At 70.0% G+C, this 23,931-nt stretch carries 19 protein-coding genes; 11 read left to right on the top strand and 8 right to left on the bottom strand.

All coding sequences use genetic code 11. The features are described 5' to 3' along the window. Positions 1 to 77 precede the first annotated feature (77 nt). On the top strand, positions 78 to 1,772 hold the full coding sequence (locus ACZ63D_RS33875) for a bifunctional 3'-5' exonuclease/DNA polymerase (RefSeq protein ID WP_465358383.1): 1,695 nt from the start codon (positions 78 to 80) through the stop codon (positions 1,770 to 1,772). 512 nt (positions 1,773 to 2,284) lie between these two features. Here the strand turns inward: ACZ63D_RS33875 and hrpA are convergent. From hrpA to ACZ63D_RS33890, 3 genes are all read right to left on the bottom strand, one after another. Then, positions 2,285 to 6,160 (bottom strand): ATP-dependent RNA helicase HrpA, encoded by a 3,876-nt coding sequence (gene hrpA, locus ACZ63D_RS33880; protein ID WP_465358384.1) that lies wholly within the window; start codon positions 6,158 to 6,160, stop codon positions 2,285 to 2,287. A 76-nt stretch (positions 6,161 to 6,236) separates the two neighbouring features. After that, entirely contained in the window at positions 6,237 to 7,430 is a 1,194-nt protein-coding gene (locus ACZ63D_RS33885; protein ID WP_465358385.1) for a cation:proton antiporter, read from the bottom strand. Between the two features lie 42 nt (positions 7,431 to 7,472). Next, positions 7,473 to 7,790 carry a hypothetical protein gene (locus ACZ63D_RS33890; protein WP_465358386.1) on the bottom strand — a complete coding sequence of 106 codons (318 nt, stop codon included), beginning with the start codon at positions 7,788 to 7,790 and terminating at the stop codon, positions 7,473 to 7,475. 290 nt (positions 7,791 to 8,080) lie between these two features. On the opposite strand from ACZ63D_RS33890, the gene ACZ63D_RS33895 reads away from it, so the two are divergent. Continuing rightward, a complete protein-coding gene (locus tag ACZ63D_RS33895; protein WP_465358387.1) occupies positions 8,081 to 8,929 on the top strand; it encodes a chitosanase in 849 nt (282 codons plus the stop codon). Continuing rightward, a complete protein-coding gene (locus ACZ63D_RS33900) occupies positions 8,893 to 9,477 on the top strand; it encodes a L,D-transpeptidase family protein (RefSeq protein ID WP_465358388.1) in 585 nt (194 codons plus the stop codon). The genes ACZ63D_RS33895 and ACZ63D_RS33900 overlap by 37 nt, the downstream gene beginning before the upstream one ends. Here ACZ63D_RS33900 and ACZ63D_RS33905 read toward each other — a convergent pair. From ACZ63D_RS33905 to ACZ63D_RS33915, 3 genes are read right to left on the bottom strand one after another with little or no spacing between them, the layout of a single operon-like run. Next, positions 9,443 to 10,426 (bottom strand): PHP domain-containing protein, encoded by a 984-nt coding sequence (locus ACZ63D_RS33905; RefSeq protein ID WP_465358389.1) that lies wholly within the window; start codon positions 10,424 to 10,426, stop codon positions 9,443 to 9,445. The genes ACZ63D_RS33900 and ACZ63D_RS33905 overlap by 35 nt on opposite strands. Before the next feature lie 18 nt (positions 10,427 to 10,444). Continuing rightward, complete coding sequence (locus ACZ63D_RS33910) at positions 10,445 to 10,948, bottom strand: metallophosphoesterase family protein (protein WP_465358390.1); 504 nt, start codon at positions 10,946 to 10,948, stop codon at positions 10,445 to 10,447. 4 nt (positions 10,949 to 10,952) lie between these two features. Continuing rightward, positions 10,953 to 11,606, bottom strand: coding sequence for a GntR family transcriptional regulator (locus ACZ63D_RS33915; protein WP_465358391.1), 654 nt, complete (start codon positions 11,604 to 11,606; stop codon positions 10,953 to 10,955). A 117-nt stretch (positions 11,607 to 11,723) separates the two neighbouring features. On the opposite strand from ACZ63D_RS33915, the gene araD reads away from it, so the two are divergent. Further along, on the top strand, positions 11,724 to 13,442 hold the full coding sequence (gene araD / locus ACZ63D_RS33920) for an L-arabinonate dehydratase (RefSeq protein WP_465358392.1): 1,719 nt from the start codon (positions 11,724 to 11,726) through the stop codon (positions 13,440 to 13,442). A gap of 91 nt (positions 13,443 to 13,533) precedes the next feature. Further along, entirely contained in the window at positions 13,534 to 15,309 is a 1,776-nt protein-coding gene (locus ACZ63D_RS33925; protein ID WP_465358393.1) for a VanW family protein, read from the top strand. Here ACZ63D_RS33925 and ACZ63D_RS33930 read toward each other — a convergent pair. Next, positions 15,293 to 15,970, bottom strand: coding sequence for a TetR family transcriptional regulator (locus ACZ63D_RS33930; protein ID WP_465358394.1), 678 nt, complete (start codon positions 15,968 to 15,970; stop codon positions 15,293 to 15,295). The two genes, ACZ63D_RS33925 and ACZ63D_RS33930, sit on opposite strands and share 17 nt — an antisense overlap. 79 nt (positions 15,971 to 16,049) lie before the next feature. On the opposite strand from ACZ63D_RS33930, the gene ACZ63D_RS33935 reads away from it, so the two are divergent. The 5 genes from ACZ63D_RS33935 (at position 16,050) to ACZ63D_RS33955 (ending at position 20,612) form a co-directional block, all read left to right on the top strand. Beyond that, complete coding sequence (locus tag ACZ63D_RS33935) at positions 16,050 to 16,607, top strand: ester cyclase (protein ID WP_465358395.1); 558 nt, start codon at positions 16,050 to 16,052, stop codon at positions 16,605 to 16,607. Positions 16,608 to 16,649: 42 nt separating this feature from the next. Beyond that, the gene (locus ACZ63D_RS33940) at positions 16,650 to 17,420 is read left to right on the top strand and encodes an ATP-binding cassette domain-containing protein (protein ID WP_037817506.1); all 771 of its coding nucleotides are present in this window, start codon (positions 16,650 to 16,652) and stop codon (positions 17,418 to 17,420) included. After that, positions 17,396 to 18,982: a hypothetical protein gene (locus tag ACZ63D_RS33945; protein ID WP_465358396.1), complete on the top strand. Its 1,587-nt coding sequence runs from the start codon at positions 17,396 to 17,398 to the stop codon at positions 18,980 to 18,982. Before ACZ63D_RS33940 ends, ACZ63D_RS33945 begins: the two co-directional genes overlap by 25 nt. Positions 18,983 to 19,062: 80 nt before the next feature. Beyond that, positions 19,063 to 19,422: a YciI family protein gene (locus tag ACZ63D_RS33950; protein WP_465358397.1), complete on the top strand. Its 360-nt coding sequence runs from the start codon at positions 19,063 to 19,065 to the stop codon at positions 19,420 to 19,422. After that, on the top strand, positions 19,419 to 20,612 hold the full coding sequence (locus ACZ63D_RS33955; protein ID WP_465358398.1) for an RNA polymerase sigma factor: 1,194 nt from the start codon (positions 19,419 to 19,421) through the stop codon (positions 20,610 to 20,612). Before ACZ63D_RS33950 ends, ACZ63D_RS33955 begins: the two co-directional genes overlap by 4 nt. A gap of 805 nt (positions 20,613 to 21,417) precedes the next feature. On the opposite strand, the gene ACZ63D_RS33960 is transcribed toward ACZ63D_RS33955, so the two are convergent. Next, positions 21,418 to 22,770 carry a TrpB-like pyridoxal phosphate-dependent enzyme gene (locus ACZ63D_RS33960; protein WP_465358399.1) on the bottom strand — a complete coding sequence of 451 codons (1,353 nt, stop codon included), beginning with the start codon at positions 22,768 to 22,770 and terminating at the stop codon, positions 21,418 to 21,420. A gap of 207 nt (positions 22,771 to 22,977) precedes the next feature. Here ACZ63D_RS33960 and ACZ63D_RS33965 point away from each other — a divergent pair, with 207 nt between their 5' ends. After that, entirely contained in the window at positions 22,978 to 23,757 is a 780-nt protein-coding gene (locus ACZ63D_RS33965; RefSeq protein ID WP_465358400.1) for a PIG-L family deacetylase, read from the top strand. Positions 23,758 to 23,931: the final 174 nt, after the last annotated feature.

Raw genomic sequence — 23,931 nt, forward strand, 5'->3', positions numbered from 1 at the left:
GGGATCTCCGGCCCGTCGCGGACCACCGGGGCGGCGGGTGCGCGGAAATTGTCGGTGCTGGTCCGCACAATGTGACGGTGCAGGTGATCACCGGCCGGGAGGAGGACTCCGGCTACGCGATCGAGGGCCCCGCGGGGACCCTCCGCGGGCTTTCGCGCGCCGACTGGGCCGCCGAGGTGCGGCGGCTGGAAGCGGCCGAGAGCCCGCGCTGGGTGCTGCCCTCGGCCGAGGAGGTCTACCCCGCGCTGATCGAGGCCGGGGTGCGGCTGGGCCGGTGCCACGACCTGTCGCTCGCCGAAGGGCTGCTGCTCGCCTACGAGGGCCGGGAGGGCGAATCGCGCAGTTTGCGAGCCGCGTGGGCGCGGGCGAACGGGGAGGAACCGCCCGACGACGGCCCGGCCTTCGGCGAGGAAGCGCAGCCCACGCTGTTCTCTCCGCGCGGCCCGGGCCTGCCGCCAGGAGTCACGGTCACGGCCGCTGCCCGGCGGGTCCTGGCCGAACAGGAGAAACGCGTCGCCGCCACCGAGACCCCCGCGCGGATGCGGCTGCTGCTCGCGGCGGAGTCGGCGAGCGCGCTGGCCGCCGCGGAAATCTCCGCCGCCGGGCTGCCCTGGCGCGCCGACCGGCACCTGCACTTGCTGGAAGAACGCCTAGGGCCGCGCGTACCCGCCGGTCAGCGTCCGAAAGCCCTGGTCGAGCTCGCCGCGAAAATCTCGGCGGCGCTGGGCGGCCGGCCGGTCAACCCCGATTCGTCGGCCAGCGTCGTCCGCGCGCTGGCCAGGGAGGGCATCGAAATCCCGGCGGCGCGGAAATACCTGCTGCGGGACATCGACCATCCGGCGATCGCGCCGCTGCTGGAGTACAAGGAACTGTCGCGGCTGCACTCGGCCAACGGCTGGGCGTGGCTGGACGAATGGGTCGCCGATGGCCGCTTCCGCCCGCACTTCGTGGTCGGCGGCGTGGTGTCCGGCCGCTGGGCCACCCGGGGCGGCGGCGCGCTGCAGATCCCGCGCGCGCTCCGCTCGTGCGCGGCCGCGGACCCCGGCTGGAAACTCGTCGTCGCCGACGGCGCGCAGCTGGAGCCACGCGTCCTCACCGCCCTGTCCGGAGATCGCCGCCTGGCCGAAGTCGCCGCGGCGACCGATTTGTACGCACGCTTGGCGGAAGCCCTGTTCTCCGGCACCCGCTACGTCCCGCTCCGCCCCGGGGACACGCGAGACGACCGTTCCCGCGCGAAGATCGCCATGCTGTCCGCGATGTACGGCGGCACCTCCGGCGAGGCCGGACCCCTGCTCGCGTTGCTGCGGCAGCGTTTCCCGGACGCGGTGTCCTATGTGGAGCGTGCCGCCGCGGCGGGCGAACGAGGCGAACGGGTCCGGTCCCGGCTGGGCCGCACCTCCCCGGCCCCGTCCGCCGCCTGGCGAGCCCTGACCGGCGGCCTCACCGAAGACGAGGCAACGGAAACCCGCGCACGGCGAGCGTCCCGCAGCTGGGGCCGGTTCACGCGGAACTTCGTAGTGCAGGCCAGCGCGGCCGACCTGACCGCGGTGCTGCTGGCCACCCTCCGCCGCCGGCTGCCCGATCCGGCGCATCTGGTGTTCTTCCTGCACGACGAGGTGATCGTGCATGCGCCCGCGGAACTGGCGGACGAGGTGGCGGCCATTGTGGAAGCGTCGATTCAGGAATCCGCCCGGCTGGTTTTCGGAGAGGCGTGTCCGGTGCGGTTTCCGATGCACGCGAAGCCGGTAGACACATATGCGGAGGCCAAGTGAGGATCTGACCGTTTTCGCGTTCAGTCAGGCTGCGCCGCCGGGGTGATCCAAGTGCGCCCGGGGTCGCAGCAGCTTTCGGCCACGAGCCGTTGCTTCACGCTGGGCCAATGCTCCGGAGCTGGTGACGATGTCTCAGCGAGTGAGCTGCGCAGCTGGCGCGGTTCGGCGAGCGCATTGCCTGACGGCACGGCAACTCGCCGCAACGACGCCTCGCCGCCCAAAATCTTGGCGTCAGCCGAGTCCGAAGGCCCTGCGGAACGGCAGTCCGCTACACCGGTCACGGCTGCGCGCCCAGACGCGCCGTCGCCAAACGCCCACACGACCACGCAACCGCCGAACAACCACACAAGACCCCGAACAGCATCAGCCGGGACCGAGGGCTCTGCGAACGACAGCCCCGCCGCACCGGTTACCGCTGCGCGGCCAGCCGCGCCGCCCCTAAACGCCCGCACGACCGCGCCCCGCCGAACAACCGCACCCCGGTCCGGCCAGCGTCAGCCAAGACCGCGGGCTCAGGCCAGCGCGTCGTCCAGCGCCTTGGTGATCCGCTTCAGCGACACCGGATGCGCCGTCCCCAAGGTCTGCGCGAAGAAGCTCACCCGGAGCTCCTCGATCATCCACCGCACCTCCGCCAGCGCGGGCGAAGACGTCCCCGGCGGCAGTGCGGCCACCGCGTCCTCGTACTCCTTCGTGATCCACGCGACGTCGGCCATGCGCTGCAGGTCCCGGGTCTGCTCCAGCGGCAGCTTCTCCAGCCGCCGCTCGATGCCGCGCAGGTAGCGGACCACGTTCGGCAGGCGGTCGGCCCCCGTTTCCGTCACGAAGCCCGCGTGCACCAAGCCGTCCAGCTGGCGCCGGACGTCCGCCAGCGACTCGGCTGGGCCGCGGGTGTCCGCCAGGCGCGTTTCGACGTCGATGGCCGCGCGCAGGATCCGCTCGACCTCCGTCAGCACCTCCAGCACCTTCGGGTTCAACCCGGCGCGCACCTTGTCCAGCAGCGCGGCGAAACCCGCCTCGTCCCAGACCGGGCCGCCCGCCGCGGCCATCAGCGCGTCCACCGCGCAGTCGACGCAGTCCTCCAGCAGAGCCGCCACGCTGCCGTGCGGATTCCGGTTCAGCACGAGTTTCGAGGAGTTCGACAGCGACCGCGTGATGAACTTCATCGGCGAGTTCAGGTTCAGCCGCAGCATCCGCCGCGTGCCGGTCCACATCGCGTGCTGCTGTTCGGCCGGGGTGTCGAGCAGCCGCACGGCCACCGACGACCCCTCGTCCACCAGCGCCGGGTACGCCTTCACGTCGTGGCCGCGCCGGGTGGACGCGAACACCTTCGGCAGTTCGCCGAACGACGGCTGCACCAGGCCGGCCTTCTCGATGCTGTTGGCGGCCTTGGAAATCGTCTCCCGCACGCGCGGCGCGAGGCGGCGTTTCAGCTCGTCCAGATCCTTGCCCTCGGCCACCCGCTTGCCGCGCTCGTCCACCACGCGGAAGGTCATCCGGAGATGGTCCGGCACCGCCGAAAGGTCCCACGCCGAATGCGGGATGTCGATGCCGCGCATCGCGTGCAGTTCGTCGCCGAGGATGTCGAGCAGCGGGCCGTCCGAAGGGGACATTCGCGTCAGCGCGTCGGCGGCGGTGTCGGGGGCCGGGACGAAGTTGCGCCGCAACGCTTTCGGCAGCGATTTGATCAGCTGGGTCGCCAATTCTCCGCGCAGGCCGGGCACCTGCCAGTCGAAACCGTCCGGCGTCACCTGGTTCAGCACCGGCAGTGGGATGTGCACGGTCACGCCGTCGGCGTCCGCGCCGGGCTCGAACTGGTAGGTCAGCTTGAAGACGTGCGTGCCCTGCGTCCACGAGTCCGGGTAGTCCGATTCCCGGACCGCGCCCGCGACTTCGTTGATGAGCATGGACTTCTCGAAGGACAGCAGATCCGGCTCGGTCCGCCGCGCCTTCTTCCACCAGCTGTCGAAGTGCCGCACGGACACGACGTCCTCGGGCACGCGCGCGTCGTAGAACTCGTACAGCGTCTGGTCGTCCACCAGGATGTCGCGCCGCCGGGCCCGGTTCTCCAGGTCCTCGACCTCGTCCAGCAGCGCGCGATTCTCCGCGAAGAACCGGTGGTTCGTCTGCCAGTCGCCCTCGACCAGCGCGTGCCGGATGAACATCGCGCGCGAGATCTCCGGGTCGATCCGGCCGTAGTTCACCCGCCGGTCGGCGACCAGCGGCACGCCGTACAGCGTCACCTTCTCGGTCGCCATCACCGCGCCCTGTTTGCGCTCCCAGTGCGGCTCCGAATACGAACGCTTCACGACGTGCTGCGCGAGCGGTTCGACCCAGTCCGGCTCGATCCGCGCGTTGACCCGGCCCCACAGCCGCGACGTCTCCACCAGTTCGGCCGACATCACCCAGCGCGGCTGCTTCTTGAACAGCGCCGAACCGGGGAACACCGAGAACCGGGCTCCGCGCGCGCCGAGGTAGTCGCCCTTCGCCGGGTCTTTGAGCCCGATGTGCGACAGCAGCCCGGAAATCAGCGCCGTGTGCACCCGCTGCGGTTCGGCGGGCGTGGTGCTGAGGGTGATGCCGAGCGGTTTGGCGAGCTGGCGCAGCTGGCCGAAGATGTCCTGCCATTCGCGGATGCGCAGGTAGTTCAGGTACTCGGCGCGGCACATCCGGCGGAACTGGTTGCCGCTCAACGTCTTCTGCTGTTCGCTGACGTAGTCCCACAGCTTGAGGTAGGAGAGGAAGTCCGACGTCGGGTCGGCGAACCGGGCGTGCTGCGCGTCGGCGGCCTGCTGTTTCTCCGCCGGTCGCTCGCGCGGGTCCTGAATGGACAGTGCGGCGGCGATGATCATCACCTCGCGCACGCAGCCGTTCCGCGCGGCCTCCAGCACCATCCGGCCCATCCGCGGGTCGACCGGCAGCAGGGCGAGCTTGCGGCCGACCTCGGTGAGCTTCGAGGAATCGCCGGTCTCGAACGCGCCGAGTTCCTGCAACAGCTGGACGCCGTCGGTGACCTGGCGGCGGTCCGGCGGCTCCACGAACGGGAACGCGTTCATGTCGCCGAGGCCGAGCGAGGTCATCTGCAGGATGACCGACGCCAGGTTCGTCCGCAGGATCTCCGGATCGGTGAACTCCGGCCGCGACTCGAAATCTTCCTCGGAGTACAGCCGGATGCAGATGCCGTCGGAGGTACGCCCGCAGCGGCCCTTGCGCTGGTTCGCCGACGCCTGCGAAATTGCCTCGATCGGCAACCGCTGCACCTTCGTGCGGTGGCTGTAGCGCGAAATGCGCGCGGTGCCCGGGTCGATCACGTACTTGATCCCGGGCACGGTCAGCGACGTCTCGGCGACGTTCGTGGCCAGCACGATCCGCCGTCCGGTGTGCCGCTGGAACACGCGCTGCTGATCGGCCGCGGACAGCCGCGCGTACAGCGGCAGCACCTCGGTGTTCCGCAGTTCCAGCCGGTTCAGCACGTCCGCGGTGTCGCGGATCTCGCGTTCGCCGGAGAGGAACACGAGGATGTCGCCCGGGGCTTCGCCGGACAGCTCCCGCACGGCCTCGGCGATCGCCTGCGTCTGGTCGCGGTCCGGGTCGCCCTCGGGGTCGTCCGGGTCCACGAGCGGGCGGTAGCGCACCTCGACCGGGTAGGTCCGGCCGGAGACCTCGACGATCGGGGCGTCGTCGAAGTGCCGCGAGAACCGTTCCGGGTCGATGGTCGCCGAGGTGATGACGACTTTCAGGTCGGGACGGCGCGGCAGCAGCTGCTTGAGGTAGCCGAGGATGAAGTCGATGTTGAGGCTGCGCTCGTGCGCCTCGTCGATGATCAGCGTGTCGTACTGGCGCAGCATCCGGTCGGTCTGGATCTCGGCCAGCAGGATGCCGTCGGTCATCAGCTTGACCAGGGTGTCCTGGCCGGACTGGTCGGTGAACCGGACCTTGTAGCCGACGGTGTCGCCCAGTTCGGTGTTCAGCTCGCTGGCGATGCGGTCGGCGACCGTGCGCGCGGCCAGCCGGCGCGGCTGGGTGTGCCCGATCTGCCCGCGCACGCCGCGGCCCAGCTCCAGGCAGATCTTGGGCAGCTGCGTGGTCTTGCCCGACCCGGTCTCCCCCGCGACGATCACGACCTGGTGGTCGCGGATCGCGTCGCCGATTTCGTCCTTGAGCCTGCTGACCGGCAGCTCGGCGGGGTACTCGATCTTCGGCACGCTTTCGCGGCGCTGCTGCACGCGCAGCAGCGCCGTTTCGACGTCGGCGGCGATGCGCTCGGCCGTCTGCTGCTTGTCGCGAGACCGGCGCGCGCCGTCGAGACGACGGCGGAGCCGGTGCTCGTCGCGCAGCATCAATTCGGGCAGCTGGGCGCGCAGCTCTGCGAGGGGAGATGGAGTGGACATACTTGGGCCAAGGATAGCCGTGCGTGACCGTCGTGGCTTCCGAATATGCCGCGAGTGACAGCCCGGCGTCCCCGGCTCACGGCACCGGGGCCGGGCGCGGCCGCACCAGCTTGGCCGGAAGCAGCCAGGTCAGCCGGTCCGAGCGGAGCACGGCGAGCGGTCCGATCACCGCCAGGAGCAGCACATACCCGGCGACGAACGGGGCCACCCGCGAGTCCAGTCCGGCCGCGGTCGCCATCGACGCCAGCACCAGCGAGAACTCGCCCCGGGTTAGCACGGTCAGGCCGATGTTCACGCCCTCCTGCCGGTCGAAGCCGTGCAGCCGGGCGGCGAACGCCCCGGCGGCGAGGTTGAGCACCAGCGTCAGCGCGACCGCGGCGAGCACCGGAAGGACGACCGTGCCGACCGCGCCCGGGTCGATCGACAGCCCGAAGATGAAGAAGAACAACGCGCCGAACGCGTCCCGCAGCGGCAGCACCAGCTTGTGCACCCGCGGCGCGACCTGGGAATTGCCGAGCATCATGCCGACCATGAACGCGCCGATCGCGTCGGACACGCCCACTTCCTCGGCCACCGCGGCGCCGAGCACGGCCACGCCGACGAAGCAGACGGTGAGCAGTTCGTCGTCCGCCGAGCCGAACAATCGCGACACCAGCCGTCCGCCCCAGCGGGCCAGCGCGGCGAGCACGAGCAGGAAGCCGAACGCCTTGCCGAAGTCGGCGAGCGCCGCGCCGAATCCGTCCGCGCCGCTCAGCACCGGCTGCAGCAGCGCCAGATACAGCGCGAGGAACAGGTCCTCCAGCACGATGATGCCCATGATCAGGCGGGATTCCCGGTTGTTCATCCGCCGGGTTTCCAGAAGCAGTTTGGTGACGATGGCCGAGGACGAGATGCCGATCGCGCCGGCGATCACCAGCGCCTCGCGCGCGCCCCAGCCCAGTGCGAACCCGAATGCGAGCCCGCCGCCGACGTTCAGCACCAGGTACGCCAGCCCCGCCCAGGCGAGTCTGGCGCCGCCGCGGGCGAGGTCGTCGAGCGAGAACTCCAGTCCGAGATAGAAGAGCAGGAACACGAGCCCGAGCCCGGCCAGGACGCCGAACTCGGCCGGATCGTCCACAAGGGACAGTCCGGGGGTGTGCGGGCCGAAGACGAAACCGGCCAGCATGAACAGGGGGATCGTGGGCAGCCCGATCCGGGAGCCGACGCGGGCGAGGGCGCCGGCGGCGAGAAACGCGCCGCCGACGGCCAGCAAAGCATGACCGTTGCTCATGGTTGTCCTCTCAAGAGCCGGGTACAGGCGGGGAGCGAGTACTCAGCAGCAGGGAGGGGCTCGCGCCGCGGCGGGCGCGGGTGCGCGATCCAGTTCGACCGGCGACGTGGCGGCGGCCGGGACGGTGCGCCGATCCGGCCGGGCAAGGCGGATTTCGCCCGGGGCGTCGGCGAGCGGCAGCGGGTGCGCGGCAACCAGATGCGGGCCTTGTTCCTGAACCAGGACAGGTGCGGGGTCGAGCGGGCGCGGGCCTGCCGGTCCTGGGCCGGGGACGGCCACGCCCAGCAGAAGCAGCGCGGCGAGCAGCAGGACGAGGATGGACCGGTGCCGCGGCGCGGAAGCGGCGGCAGCAGTCGTCATCTCGGGGCAAGTTTACCATGTCTTTAATGTGTGCCGGACGCTCCGTCTTGAGTCCACAATAGACAGACTGGTGCCGGATCCGGTTGCCCTGGCTGTTTTTCGCGCGCTTTCAGGCAGTTTCTATCGTCCATAGTGGACCAGCGAGATTCACATCCGTGAAACCTCGGCGCATCCCTTGCCCTGCCGCTTCACGCTCGGTTATCGTGGCGCTACGCCGCAGCAGTACCCGGAACCGGTCCATTCGCCGGTCCGGCCGCCTTGCCCACGTACCGCGGAAAGGGATTCCCCTCATGCGCAAGACGATGCGGCCCACGCTGGTCGCCGGTCTCACGGCTGCCTCGGCCCTCGCCCTCGTGTTCAGCACCCCCGGTCTCTCGGCCGCCGCCGTGCCCGCCCCGCTCGCCGCCTCGGCGTCTGTGCTGGGTTCGGGCGGCGACCTCGCGTCTCCGGAGAAGAAGGAGATCGCGATGCAGCTGGTGTCGAGCGCGGAAAACTCGTCGCTCGACTGGAAAAAGCAATACGCCTACATCGAGGATATCAAGGACGGCCGCGGGTACACCGCGGGCATCATCGGGTTCTGCTCGGGCACCGGCGACATGCTCGAACTGGTGCGGGCCTACACCCAAGCGGTGCCGGACAACCCGCTGGCGAAATTCCTGCCCGCGCTGGAGAAAGTCAACGGCTCCGATTCGCACGAGGGTCTCGGCTCCGCCTTCGAAAGCGCGTGGAAAGGAGCCGCGGGCACCGAGGAATTCCAGGCCGCGCAGAACACCGAACGCGACCGCGTGTACTTCGACCCCGCGGTGAACCAGGCCAAGTCGGACGGTCTCGGCGCGCTCGGCCAGTTCATCTACTACGACGCCATCGTGATGCACGGCCCCGGAACGAGCACCGACAGCTTCGGCGGCATCCGCGACGCCGCGCTGTCGCAGGCGAAGCCGCCCGCCCAAGGCGGCGACGAAACCGCTTACCTCAAGGCGTTCCTCGACGCGCGCAAGGTGGTCATGAAAAAGGAAGAAGCGCACGCGGACACCTCCCGCGTCGACACTGAGCAGCTGGTGTTCCTCAACGACGGCAACCTCGATCTGCACACTCCGCTGAAGTGGAAGGTCTACGGCGACCCGTACGAAATCAACTGAACCCCCAGCAGATTCTCGCGGTCGACGCGCACAGCGCGTCCGGGTGGGACCACGACCGCGGCCGCTGGGTACGGACTCTCGGTCCGTACCCAGCGGAGGTCGGCGCGCAAGGAATCGGTGTCGCGCGCGAAGGGATTTCCGTTACGCCCGCTGGAACCTGGCCGCTCACCGAGGCGTTCGGCATCGCTGCGAATCCCGGCACCCGGCTCCCCTACCGGCAAGTGACCACTTCGGACTGGTGGGTGTCCGATGTGCACTCTCCGCTCTACAACACGCATTACCGAGGCGCCTCAGGTCCCTTCGACGAAACCGCCGGAGAGAACCTCGGTGCCGCGGGTCCGGCATACGCGCACGCGGTGGTGATCGACTACAACCGATCGCCCGTCGTGCCCGGTGCCGGTTCGGCGTTCTTCCTGCACGTCGCCACCGGCGGACCGACCGCTGGCTGCGTCGCGCTGGAACCCGACGACCTCGTCGCTGTCCTGCGCTGGCTCGATCCCGCGCGGAAGCCCGTCATCGCAATAACTGCTCGGCCGTCCGCGTGTTGACCACCTGGTCCGGGCCGATGCCCGCCTTTTCCGCGCGCTCGCAGCCGTACGCCTGCCAATCGAGCTGACCGGGCGCGTGCGCGTCGCTGTCGATCGCGAACTCGCAGCCCAGCTCGGCCGCCTGGCGCAGCAGCCGCATCGGCGGATCGAGCCGGTCCGGCCGCGAGTTGATCTCCACCGCCACCCCGTTCTCGCGGCAGGCGGTGAACACCTTCTCCGAGTCGAACTGCGACTCCGGCCTGCTGCGTCCGCCGACCAGCCGTCCGGTGCAGTGCCCGAGCACGCGGACGTGCGGATTCTCGACCGCGGCCAGCATCCGCGGCGTCATCTCCCGCGCGGGCATCCGCAGTTTCGAGTGCACGCTCGCCACCACGAAGTCCAGCCGGTCCAGCAGCTTCTCGGTCTGGTCGAGCGCACCGTCGTCGAGGATGTCGACCTCGATGCCGTGCAGCAGGCGAAACGGAGCCAGCTGCTCGTTCACCCGCGCGACCTCGTCCATCTGCGCCCGCAGCCGCTCCGCGGAGAGGCCGCGCGCGACGGTCAGCCGCGGCGAATGGTCGGTGAGCACGATCCACTCGTGCCCCAGGTCGCGTGCCGTCTCGGCCATCTCGGCGATCGGGCTGCCGCCGTCCGACCAGTCGGAGTGCGTGTGGCAGTCGCCGCGAAGGGCCGTACGCAGCGCACCGCCGTCCGGCAGCTTGCTTGCGGGCACCTTCGCCGCGTACGCGGGCGTACGGTCGTGCCACGCGTCCTCGATGACCCCGGCAGTGGCCTTGCCTATGCCCTTCAACGCTTGAAGCGTCTTCGCGGCGACGCGCGACGCCAGCTCGTCCTCAGAGAGCCGCTCGACCACCGCGGCCGCCTGACGGAACGCGCGCACCCGGTACGTCGGCTCACCGGCGCGTTCGAGCTGGAAGGCGATGTCGCGCAGGGCGCGGGCCGGGTCCATGACTCCTGTTCTACCCGCTCAGCCGCGCCGGGGCAGCTCGTGCAGCTCGACGTTTTCGAGCCGGCTGTCGCGGATCTCCGCGGTTTGGTAGGTGCAGAACGGCTGCCGCCGCCGGTCGGTGGGCGAACCGGGGTTGAGCAGCCGCAGCCCGCCGGGCGTCACTGTGTCCCACGGGATGTGGCTGTGCCCGAAGACCAGCACGTCAACGTCGGGATACAACGCGTCGCACCGGGCCTCGCGGCTCTTCGCGTCACCGGTCTCGTGGACCACCGCCAGCCGGACGCCGTCCAGCGTCTCCCGGGCGACCTCAGGCAGGCGTTTCCGCAATTCAGGGCCGTCGTTGTTGCCGTACACGCCGATCAGCCGGGCGCTGCGGGCCTCAAGAGCGTCAAGAGTGTCCACGTCGACCCAGTCGCCCGCGTGCACCACGACGTCGGCTTGCGCGACTTCGTCCCAGACCTGCGCGGGCAGTTCCTTCGCCCGCTTCGGCAGGTGGGTGTCCGCGACGAGCAGCAACCGCACGCCGTCACTCCTCCCCGATCGCTTCGAGCACATGGTCGAGGAACGCCGCGATGTGCGCGCGCAGCAGCTCGGCCGCGCCGTCCTCGTCGCCCTTCTTCGCGGCGGCGAGCACCGCCTTGTGCTCGTTCCATTCCTTGCGCCAGCTGGGCTTCGCGTCCCAGCCGACCACGGTGATCAACGCCGCCCGGTCGCGCAGGTCGTCCAGCATCGACACCATCAGCGGGTTGCCGCAGCCCGCGTACAGCGCGCGGTGGAACCGCCGGTTCAGCAGGCTCAGCGTGGTCTGATCGGCATCCGCGTCCGAAGCTTCCTTGAGGACCTGCGCGGCCTCGTCGAACGACGCGCGGTCCGAAGCCCGCACCGCGCGGCGCAGCGCTTCCGGCTCCAGGACCATCCGCACGTCGTAGACCGACCGCGCCAGCTCCGCGTCGACCACGCACACCGACGCGCCCTTGTACGGGCTGAACGTGACCAGCCCGGTGTTGGACAGCACCTTGAGCGCCTCGCGCACCGGCGTCTTCGACACCCCGAGCCGCGCGGCCAGCTCCGCCTCCACCAGCTGCTGACCGGGCACCAGCTCGCGGGCGAGGATGCCGCGCCGGATCTCCTCCAGCACCACCTCGGTGCGGGAAGCGGGGAGGCTGAACGTGGACGGCATGCCGACCCTCCTGGCTTTCTCGCTCGTCCCCGCACATTCAACCAGGCGAGCGTCTCCGAGCGTTGACACGTACGATCATATATCAGATGCCATCCGTCGACCGAGAGGACGCGCAGCATGAAGGCACCCGAGGACCTGCGCAGCCACCGCTGGTTCGGCGGCGGCGACCTGCGGAATTTCAGCCACCGCACGCGCGCCCGGCAGCTCGGCTACGAGCCGGGGGAACACCTCGGCAAGCCGGTCATCGGCATCCTCAACACCTGGAGCGACATCAACCCGTGCCACCAGCACCTGCGCGAACGCGCGGAGCAGGTCAAGCGCGGCGTGTGGCAGGCGGGCGGGTTCCCGCTGGAATTCCCGGTGGCGACGCTGTCGGAGACCTACCAGAAGCCGACCCCGATGCTGTACCGGAACCTGCTGGCGATGGAGACCGAGGAACTGCTGCGGTCGTACCCGGTCGACGGCGCGGTGCTGATGGGCGGCTGCGACAAGACCACGCCGGCGTTGCTGATGGGTGCGGCGAGCGCCGGTCTGCCGTCGATTTTCGTGCCCGCCGGTCCGATGCTGCGCGGACACTGGCGCGGCGAAGTGCTCGGCAGCGGCACGGACATGTGGAAATACTGGGACGAGCGGCGCGCGGGCACGATCGGCGACCGCGAGCTGGCCGAACTGGAACGCGGCCTCGCCCGCTCCCCCGGCCACTGCATGACGATGGGCACCGCGTCGACCATGACGTCCGCGGCCGAGGTGCTGGGACTGACGCTGCCCGGCGCGGCATCGATCCCGGCGGTCGATTCCGCGCACCACCGGATGGCCGCGGCGAGCGGCGCGAGAATCGTGGGCATGGTGTGGGAAGACCTCACGATCGCGAAGATCCTCGACGAACGCGCGTACGCCGACGCGATCACGACCGTGCTGGCGCTCGGCGGGTCGACCAACGCGGTGATCCACCTGATCGCGATGGCCGGGCGCAGCGGGATTTCGGTGTCCCTGCAGGATTTCGACGCGATCGCCCGCCGGGTGCCGGTGCTGGCGAACATCCGGCCGGGCGGCGACTGGCTGATGGAAGATTTCTATTACGCGGGCGGGCTGCCCGGACTGCTGTCCCGCCTGACCGACCTGCTGCACCTCGACCGGATCACCGTCACCGGACGCCCCCTCGCCGACTCGCTCGCCGACGCCCGCGTGCACAACGACGACGTGATCCGCCCGCGCGACAATCCCGTCGCCAGCGAGGGCGGCGTGGCCGTGCTGCGGGGCAACCTCGCTCCCGGCGGCGCGGTGATCAAGCACATCGCCGCCGATCCCGCCTTGCTCACGCACACCGGTCCGGCAGTGGTTTTCGACAACTACGCGGACTTGAAGAACCGCATCGACGACCCGGCGCTGGGCATCACCGCGGATTCCGTGCTGGTACTGCGCGGATCCGGTCCGCTCGGCGGCCCGGGAATGCCCGAGTACGGCATGCTGCCGATCCCGGCGCACCTGCTGGAACAAGGCGTGCGGGACATGGTGCGGATCTCCGACGCCCGGATGAGCGGCACCAGCTACGGCGCGTGCGTGCTGCACGTGGCACCGGAATCGCACGTCGGCGGGCCGCTCGCGCTCGTCCGCGACGGCGATCTGATCACTCTGGACGTGCCCGCCCGGACCTTGCGGCTGCACGTGGACGACACCGAACTCGAGCGTCGTCTCGCTTCGTGGGCGGCCCCCGCGCCACGGTTCGAACGAGGCTACGGTGCGCTGTACGCGGAGCACATCACGCAGGCCGACGAGGGCTGCGACTTCGACTTTCTCGCCCGCGCCGGCGACAACCCGGAACCGGACGCGGGGTGACCGGTTTGTTCCGCTGGGGGCAGTAGTCCGGCATGTCCGGCTCGGCCCGTACGCTGTGACCCTGACCGCAGCGAATCGAAGGGGTCGTGAGGTGCAGTACGAACCGCGCTGGCCGGAAACCGACAGCGACCAGACCGACATCCTGCCGGTCGTGCCGCCCGAGGAACCTCCGGCCCCGCCGCGCAAGCGCGGCCTGCGCAAAGCCGGCTGGATCAGCGGCGGCGTGCTCGGCGTGCTGGTCGTCGCCTACCTCATCGACCTGCTGACCAGCCAGGGCCGGGTGCCGCGCGGCGTCGTCGTGGCCGGCGTGGACGTCGGCGGGCTGGAGCGGCCGGTCGCCGAACGCGAGCTGCGCGGAAAGATCGAACCCCGGCTCACCCAGCCGCTCACCGTCACCGCGGGCAACGCGCACACCAAGCTGTCGCCGACCGAGGCCGGGCTCGGGCTCGACTGGAGCGGCACCCTCGACCAGGCGGGCGACCAGCCGGTCAACCCCTTCACCCGGCTCGCTTCGTTCTTCAGCACGCGGGAACTGGGCGTCGTGTCGCACGTCGAGAGCGAGAAGCTCGACCCGGCGCTCGAGGAGCTACGCGGCCGCGTCGACCGGGAGCCGGTGGAGGGCACGATCCGGTTCGACGGCACCACGCCGGTCGCGGTCCCGCCGCAGGCCGGGCAGAAACTGGACGTCGCGGCCGCGCGGGCGAAGGTGCTGAGCGGCTGGGCTTCGGGCAGCGAGCTGACGCTTCCGGTCGCGCCGACGCCGGTGCGCACCACTGCCGAGGGCGTGCAGCGGGCGCTCGCGGAGTTCGCCAAGCCCGCGGTGTCCGCGCCGATCGTCGTCAAGGGCGAAGGCGCGGACGCGACGCTGACGCCGGAGCAGATCGCCGGAGCACTCACGTTCGTGCCCGGCGACGGCGGCGGCCTCGCGCCGCAGGTCGATCCGAAGAAGGTCACCGACGTGCTCGCGCCGCAGCTCAAGTCCACCGAGCAGGAGGGCAAGGACGCGGCCATCGCGTTCTCCGGCGGCAAACCGGTCGTCGAACCGTCCGCGGACGGCAACACGGTCGACTGGGAACAGAGCCTCAAGCCGCTGCCGAACACGCTCAAGCAGACCGATGCGCGCGAGCTCAAGGCGATCTACAAGAAGACGCCCGCGAAGGTCACCACCGAGCAGGCGGACAAGCTGGGCGTCAAGGAAGTCATCGGCGAATTCAGCACCGGCGGGTTCGCCCCCGATTCCGGCACGAACATCCGGGTGGTCGCCGAGAAGGTCGACGGCGCGATCGTGAAACCGGGAGAAACGTTCAGCCTCAACGGGTTCACCGGTCCGCGCGGGCGTCCGCAGGGCTACGTCGAGGCGGGCGTGATCGAGAACGGCGCGCCCGCCCGCGAGGTCGGCGGCGGCATTTCGCAGTTCGCCACCACGCTGTACAACGCGGCGTATTTCTCCGGAATGAAGGACGCCGGGCACAAGGAACACAGCTACTACATCAGCCGCTACCCGGCCGCGCGCGAAGCGACCGTGTTCCAAAATCCCAACGGCGCCAGCGTGATCGACCTTAAGTTCACGAACGATTCGGACACCGGCGTCGCGATCCAGACCATCTGGACGCCGTCGTCGATCACGGTGAAACTGTGGGGCACCAAGCGCTACACCGTCGAATCGGTTCCCGGCGAGCGGACGAACCCGACTCCGCCGCCGACGAAACCGGGTCCGGCGGAGAACTGCCACGCGTCCAACGGCGCGCCCGGTTTCACCGCGAGCGACACCCGGATCCTGCGCGACGTCTCGTCCGGCCGGGAAGTTTCGCGGCACACGCGGTCGGTCCGCTACAACCCGCAGCCGAAGATCACCTGCGGGGAGTAGCGAGTCGCTGCATCGTGGCGGCCACCGCCAGCTCGACGGCGAAGGCGAACTCCGCTTCGTGATCGCACCGGGCCAAATGCGGCGCGGACTCGACCACGGCGGGAAGTCCGGTCTGCTCCAGTTCGGTGCGCCGGTGGGCGATTCCGGCTTCGTCGGTGACGCCGAACGCCGGTCCCGCACCGGCCTCGCGCAGCAGCGGGCCGACGACCACCGCCAGCAGCGACCGCAGCAGGTGCACTGCCTCTTCGGGTGACGCGCCTGCCTTGCGCAGCACCGAAAGCACCGCCTCGACCGGGGCGAGCGCGGCGATCGACGGCAACTGTCTGGTTAGGACCAGCGCCGCGGCTTGCGGATGCGCGCGCGTGGCTTTCCGGAAGGACTGGGCGATCGCGCGGAGGTCTTCTTCGGGCTGCCCGGTCAGCTCCGGGAGGTTGATGCCGCCGAGCACGTGCCCGGCGACGGCGTCGAGCAAGGCTTCTTTGCCGTCGATGTGGTGATAGAGGCTCTTCGCGTCCACGCCGAGGCGCTGCGCGACGGTCCGCATGCTCACCGCTGCCGCTCCGTCGGCGTCGGCTACTTCCAGCGCGGCCGTCAGGATCGCTTCCCGCGACAGCCTGGCGTCTCCCTTGCGCGGGCGTCCCCGGCGGGTCGTGGTGTTCACGGCTCCATCATGGCGCACTTGCCTTAAACCCACAGCGTGGATTAAATTGCGGCTGCGCTCGCCTGGTTTGGAGGAACCCGTGGACCCGTTGGCCATCCCCGCACCCGAAGTGCTGCGCGCACGGCAAAAGCTCGTCCTCGACCATTTCCGCGACGAGGTGCGCCAGGACTGGGACGACGTGCTCGCGACGTTCCCGCATCCGCACTACGAGATCGTGCCGACGATGACCGTGCACGACGGCGATTCCGCGGTGCGCGGCTACTACGACGAAACGCGCCGCGCTTTTCCCGATCAAGACCACGAAATCATCGCGCTGCGGCACAGTGCCGATGCGGTAATCGTCGAGTTCTGGCTGCTCGGCACCCATCGCGGGCCGCTCGGGAAAATCCCGCCGACCGGACAGCGGTTCCGGGTTCGGATGACCGCGTACTTCCTGTTCGACGCCGACGAACAACTGGTGTGCGAACGCATTTACTTCGACACGCTCACCATGCTCCGTCAACTGCTGCGCGCCTACGACGTCCGGAAACCCGCCTCGTGGCCCAAGCTCGTTCGCGCGGTGCGCGGGCTGCTGGCGATGTCCGGCACTCCGGACCCTCGGCTCTCCGATACCAGTCCGCCCGCTTTTTGTCGGTGACCCCGCGTACAGTCGGGCGCACACCACGGGAAGGGGGAACCGGTGTCCGACGACGCGGCCATGGGGCTTTACGGACTCACCAAACGGTTCGGGACCACGCTGGCAGTAGACGATGTGCGGCTGGAGGTGCCGCGCGGGTCGTTCTTCGGCCTTGTCGGCCCGAACGGCGCGGGGAAAACGACGTCGCTGTCGATGGCGGTCGGCCTGCTCCGGCCGGACGCCGGCGAGGCGCGCGTGTTCGGTGTGGACGTGTGGCGGGAACCGGAACGGGCGAAAAGCCTGATCGGCGTTCTTCCGGACGGATTGTCCATTCCGGAGCGGCTCACCGGGCGGGAACTGCTGACGTACATGGGCCTGCTGCGCGGGCTCGCGCCGGACACGGTCGCCGAACGCGCCCAGGAACTTCTCGGCGTGCTAGAGCTGACGGACGCCGAGCGCACCCTCGTCATCGACTATTCCGCGGGCATGCGCAAGAAGATCGGCCTCGCGACGGCGTTGCTGCACGGCCCTCGGCTGCTGGTGCTGGACGAGCCGTTCGAAGCGGTGGACCCGGTTTCGGCGTCGACGATCCGCACGATTCTGCAGCGGTTCGTCGCTTCCGGGGGCGCGGTCGTGCTGTCGAGCCACGTGATGGCGTTGGTGGAGCAGTTGTGCAGCCACGTCGCGGTGATCACGCGCGGACGCGTCGTCGCCGCGGGCGCGGTGGCGGACGTACGCGGCGAAGGCACGCTGGAAGACGCGTTCGTGCACATTGTCGGCGGTCGGACCGGTGGGACGGAGGGGCTGGCGTGGTTGGCGTCCTCGTCCGACTGAAACTGCGCGTCCTGCGCAATTCGCTGCGCGGGCGGCAGATCGCCGGGATGATCGTCGGCGGCCTCTTCGGTCTGCTGGCGGCCTTGTTCACCATCGGCGTCGCGGTGTTCCCGGCTCCGGAAGCGCGGATCACCGTCGACCTGCTCACCTCGGTCTACGCGGTTTGGATGGCGGGCTGGGTGCTCGCGCCGATCGCGACCGGCGGCGGGGACGACACTCTGCGGCCGGAACACTTCGCGCTGCTGCCGATCCCCCGGCGCAAGCTGGCGATCGGCCTGCTCGCGGCGAGCTTCGTGGGCGTCACGGCGGTAGTGAGCTTGCTGGCGTTCCTCGGCTTGGTGTTCTACGGGCTGCGGTTCGGCGCCGGAGCCGCGTTGGTCGGGCTCGTGTTCACCGTCCTGCAGCTGGCGTTCGTGGTGCTGCTGTACCGCGTGGTGATGGCAGCGCTCGGGGCGTTGCTGACGTCGCGCAAGGGCAAGGAACTGGGCATCATCCTGGTGGCGCTCACCGGGTTGTCCGGCGTCGCGGTGAACTACGTGATGCGAAGCGTCGGCCCGGCGATCGTCAGCGGCCAGATGCCCGGTTTCACGAGTGTCATGCACGCCCTTCCCTCCGGCTGGGGCACGCTCGCGGTCCACGCGGCCGGAACCGGCGAGTGGGGCGTCGTCGGCGGCCTCTTCGCCGCGCTGCTCGGCGTCGTGGTGGTTCTCATCGTGGTCTGGGGCGCTCTGCTGGCCCGCCAGGTCACCACGCCTTCGTTCCGCGGCGCCTCCCGCACCCGCGCGAAGAGCACGCGCACGCGGCGCAGCCTGCTGCCCGCCACCCCGGTGGGAGCCGTGGCGCGCAAGGAGCTGCACACCTGGTGGCGAGACGCCCGCCGACGCGTCGCCCTGCTGTCGACGTTGCTCATCGGCTTCGTCATCACCGTCGTGCCATCGCTGTCCGGTGGCGGCGAGCGGTCCGCGATGCTGCCGTATTTCGGTGTCGCCGTAGTGCTTTTCGCGTCCATGCAGTCCGGCAACCTGTACGGAATGGACGGCAGCGCCCTGTGGCACACGCTGGTCGTCCCCGGTGCCGAGCGCGCCGACATCCGCGGCCGTCAGCTGGCGTGGGCCCTGATCGTCGCCCCGGTGGCCTTGGTGCTCGCCCTGGTCCTGCCCGGCGTCACCGGCGTCCCGAGCGCTTACCCCTGGGTCCTGGGCCTGGTCCCGGCCACCCTGGGAGCCGGAGCCGGGGTCCTGATGCTGCAATCGGTCTTCCTGGCTTTCCCGCTGCCGGATCAACGCCGCAGCGGCAGCCCGTGGTCGTCCGGCGGACGTCCCGGGTGCGCCCGGGCCGCCCTGATGCTGGCGACCACGCTGCTCATCGTGCTCGGCGCGGTGCCGGTGGTGGCGCTGGGCGTGGCCGGGAAGCTGGCGGACCTGCCGGTGCTGCAATGGCTGGGCGTTCCGGCCGGGATCGCGACCGGCGTCGCGCTGGCGTGGTGGTGGGGTTCGCTCGCCCAGCGACGGCTCGCGGCGCGGGGCCCGGAGCTGCTGGCGACTGTCTCCAAAGAACGGTGACAGGTTTTTCTGGCCGAAGTGTCGAATGGGGTCGAGCGCGTTCGTAGCCAGGGTAAGAGACCCCGTTCGAGGAGTTCGCCATGAAGCAGTACCTGCTGGCTGTCCACGCTGACGAAACCACGCTGGAGACCGGTGCCGAACTGGCCGCCCAGATGGCTCGCACCGCGAAGGTCACCGACGACATGAAAGCCGCCGGCGCCTGGGTGTTCGTCGGCGGTTTGCGCCCGTCGCACGCCAGCACGGTGGTCCGCCCCGCGAACGGTGCCAGCACCCTGACCGACGGCCCGTTCGCCGAAACGAAGGAGCAGCTGGGCGGCTTCTGGGTGGTCCAGTGCGCGGACCTGGACGAAGCCATCTCCTGGGCCGGCAAATGCGCGCAAGCCTGCGGCCGCCCCATCGAAGTACGCCCGTTCGTCGCGGGCCCGGAGGACATCGCGTGACGCTCGACGCGGTCTACCGAGCCGAATACGGCCGCTGCGTCGCCACCCTGACCCGCCTCCTCGGCGATATCGGATTGGCCGAGGAGGCGGTGCAGGACGCGTTCGCCGCCGCCGTCACTGCCTGGGCCGAGTCGTGGCCAGCCAATCCGGGCGCCTGGATCGTGACCACCGCCCGAAACCGCGCGATCGACCGCCTCCGCCGGGAATCGACCCGGGAGGCCCGGCACGCGCAGGCCCTGCTTCTCCACCAGCCCGACGAACCAGCGGAGGCGGGCCCCGTGCGCGACGACCAGCTGCGGATGATCTTCACCTGCTGTCACCCAGCCTTGTCCCCCCTCGCGCAAACCGCACTGACCCTGCGTCTGCTCGGCGGTCTGGACACCGCCGAAATCGCCCGCGCGTACCTGGTCCCGGAACCGACGATCGCCCAGCGCATCGTCCGCGCCAAAAAGAAGATCCGCGACGCGGGCATCCCGTACCGAGTCCCCGACGAGGCCGCCCTGCCCGACCGGCTGGCTTCCGTCCTCACCGTGCTGTACCTGGTTTTCAACGAGGGCTATACCTCGACCACCGGCCCCCTGGTGCGGACCGACCTGTGCCTGGAAGCCGTCCGCCTGACCCGCGCCCTGGCCGGCCTGATGCCCGACGAACCGGAAGTCCAAGGCCTGCTCGCGCTGCTTCTGCTGACCGAAGCGCGCCGCCCAGCCCGCGTCAATTCCTCCGGGGAGCTGGTAGTGCTCACCGCGCAGGACCGCTCCCTGTGGAACCAAGACCTGATCGCCGAAGGCCACGCCCTGGTACGCCAATGCCTGCGCCGCGGACAGCCCGGGCCGTACCAGCTGCAAGCCGCCATCAACGCCGTCCACACCGACGGCGCCGCGACGGACTGGCCGCAAGTACTGGCCCTCTACGACCAACTCCTGGCTCACACCCCGACCGCTGTGGTCGCCCTGAACCGCGCCGTCGCGGTAGCCGAAGTCCACGGCCCAGAGCTGGCCCTGGCCTTGGTGGACGCCCTGGACCTGCCCGGCTACCACCTGCTGCCCGCCACCCGAGCGGACCTGCTGACCCGCCTGGGCCGCACCGCGGAGGCCGCGGCCGCATATGGCGAGGCGATCGCGTTGGCCAGCAACGACACCGAGCGAAGTTTCCTGGAAGCCCGCCGCTCCAGCCTCGCTGGGGACGCCTGAGTCTCGTCCGCCGCGCTGACGCGAGCCCGTCCCGTCACCCGCCGCGATTTGGTTCGGCTGAGCTTTCCGTCTCTGCCGCCCCGGCCGACGCACGGATGGCACCTTCACGGGCTGTGCCCGCGAACGCACGCCGAACTCGGCTTAGCAGGACTCCGCGCCTCCACGGCCCCGCCCACCCGATGGATCCGGCTCGTCCGCCAACTCCGGCGAGCACGAACGCGCTCCAGCTCGCCCAAGCCCCGCGCCGCCCGGAACGAAGACCGAGCCGCTCATGCTCAGTCCGACCGCCGCCCGCTGAGACCACCGCGGCGGGCGAACCAGCCGGGCCCTGTTGCAGCAGGCTGAGCCACCCAGTCTGGAACACCCGCCAGCCACGGGTTCGCCGACAGCAAGCCGTTCCAGCCGACAACACCCGCCAGCCACCGGTTCACCAACACCAAGCCATCCCAGCCGACCACACCCGCCAGCCACGGCTCACCAAGCCGATCCACCCGAGCCGACCGCACTTCGCCAGCCACCCATCAGCGCCAGGCCACGCCAGCCGGTAACACCAATCAGCCACCTCCCCTCTGACAGCAAGCCATCCCAGCCGACACCATCTCGCCAACCGACCGCCCGACCAACCCGAAGCCGCCCCAGCCGACAACACCTCGCCAACCGACCGCAACCCGCCCCGTCCCCAGCCGCCAGCCAATCCCTCCGGACTGGCACCCACCAGCCCATCACTCCCGGCCAGCCCGCCAGCGCAGCGCCGCCCATCGCTCAATCCCTTGGCCGCTCCTCTCCTTTCCGCCAGCCGCGCCCGTCAGGGCAGTGCCGCCAGCGATTCCTCCAGCGCCGTGTCCGGTAATTCGTTGTCCACCATGTCCCCTGCGAGGTACGCGCCGTACGCGGGCAAGTCGAGGTGCGCGTGTCCGCAGAGTGCCGTCAGGATCACCTTCTCTTCGCCGGTCTCCTTGCAGTGCAACGCTTCCTGGATGCACGCGGCCAGCGCGTGCGTCGGCTCGGGCGCGGGAATGATGCCTTCCGTGCGGGCGAACTGCACGCCCGCCGCGAAACATTCCTGCTGTCCGAGCGCGAGCGCCTCGATGAGGTCTAGTTCGTAAATGTGCGAGATCAGCGGCGACATCCCGTGGTAGCGCAGACCGCCAGCGTGAATCGGGTCCGGGATGAAGCCGTGGCCGAGCGTGTGCATTTTCAGCAGGGGTGTGAGACCGGCGGTGTCGCCGAAGTCGTAGGCGTAGCGGCCTCGGGTGAGAGTCGGGCAGGCCGCTGGTTCGACCGCGCGGATCACCGGATTCATCCGGCCGGCCAGTTTTTCCCGCAGGAACGGGAAAGCGAGCCCGCCGAAGTTGGAGCCGCCGCCGGTGCAGCCGACGAGGACGTCCGGGGTGTCGCCGGCCAGTTCGAACTGCCGGAGGGCTTCCTCGCCGATCACCGTCTGGTGCAGCAGCACGTGGTTGAGCACGCTGCCCAGCGCGTACCGCGTCCCGGGATTCGCCGCGGCTTGCTCGACCGCCTCGCTGATCGCGATTCCGAGGCTGCCCGTCGACTGCGGGTCCTCCGCCAGGATCGCGCGGCCGGCGGCAGTGCGGTCCGACGGGCTCGGGTATACCTGCGCGCCGAAGGTCTCCATCATCAGCTTGCGATACGGCTTCTGGTCGTAGGACGCCCGCACCTGCCACACCTCGCAGGACAGCCCGAACGTCGCGCACGCGAACGCCAGCGCACTCCCCCACTGCCCGGCGCCGGTCTCGGTGGTGAGCCGCGTGACGCCCTCGGCCGCGTTGTAGAACGCCTGCGGCACAGCGGTATTCGGTTTGTGCGAGCCGACCGGACTGACGCCTTCGTACTTGTAGTAGATCCGGGCCGGGGTCCCGAGCGCCTTCTCCAGCCGGCGGGCGCGGTAGAGAGGGGACGGACGCCAGAGCCGGTAGACATCCCGGACTTCCTCGGGAATGTCGACGTAGCGCTCGGTGGTGACTTCCTGCTCGATGAGCGCCTGCGGGAACAACGGAGCCAGGTCCGCGGGCCCGACGGGCTCACGGGTTCCCGGGTGCAGCGGCGGAGGCGGCGGCTCGGGCAGGTCCGGCACCACGTTGTACCACTGCGCCGGGAGATCGGCCTCGTCCAGAATGTATTTCGTCTGTTCTGCCATGACGCCTCCTCGGTCGGCGAACCCCAACGTAAGCCGGGCCGCGGGAGAAGCCAAGCGGCGGAGCGCGCGAAGGGACCCCTCGCGCGCGTAAAGCGGCAGGTCCACCCGTGTGGGCTACCTGTCCACAATGGAGTGTGGAACGGATTTTCCGGAAACGGTTCCGCCGGACGCCGGTTTTTGTCGGTGGGTGCCGGTAGGTTCGTTGGCATGGCGACATTGGTGACGTTCCACGCCCACCCGGACGACGAAGCGATCATGACCGGCGGCGTGATGCGCAAGGCGGCCGACGAGGGGCACCGGGTGGTGCTCGTGGTGGCCACGCGCGGAGAAAAGGGCGAGATCCCCCAGGGCCTGCTCGACGACGGCGAGCAGCTCGCGGACCGCCGGGTGCGGGAGACCCACGAGGCGGCCGAGGTGCTGGGCGTCTCGCGGGTGGAGTTCTTGGGATACCACGATTCCGGGATGATGGGCGACCCGGCGAACGACGACCCGGGCACGTTCTGGAGCGCGCCCGTCGAGGAAGCGGCGGAGCTGCTGGCGGCGATCCTGCGCGAGGAGTCGGCCGACGCGCTGACGGTGTACGACGACTTCGGCGTCTACGGCCACCCGGACCACATCCAGGTCCACCGCGTCGGCATGCGCGCGGCCGAACTCGCGGGCACGCCGCGGGTCTACCAGGGCTCGGCGAACCGCGACCAGATCCGCCGGGCCTCCGAAGCCGCGCGGGCGGCTGGCGAGGAAGGCGGTCCGGACGAAGAGACGGTCATCGGCAAGCCGGAAGCCGAACTGACCGCCGAGGTGGACGTCACGGCGTACGCGAAGGCGAAGCGGGCGGCGATGCGAGCGCATCGGAGCCAGATCAGCGAGGAATCGTTCTTCCTGGCCATGCCGGACGACCAGTTCGGCCAGGTGTTCGGGACGGAATGGTTCATCCGGGAGGGACAGGGGCCGGGGGTGACGGAGACGGACCTGATGAAGGGCCTCTGACCCCGCTGGGGTGAGCCGTGCGGCGCGGATTTCCGGGGCGGGTTTGGCGGGCTCGGGAGTGAGGCTGGTTTCCGGCCCGGAGGGTTCGATGCTGGCGCGGGTTTTGCCCCGGGGTGCGAGTCCGAAACTGGCGCCGATTCCGGCCCGGGGCGTGGATTCGAGTTGGCGCGGAGT

This window comes from Amycolatopsis sp. NPDC104775 (assembly GCF_055583325.1).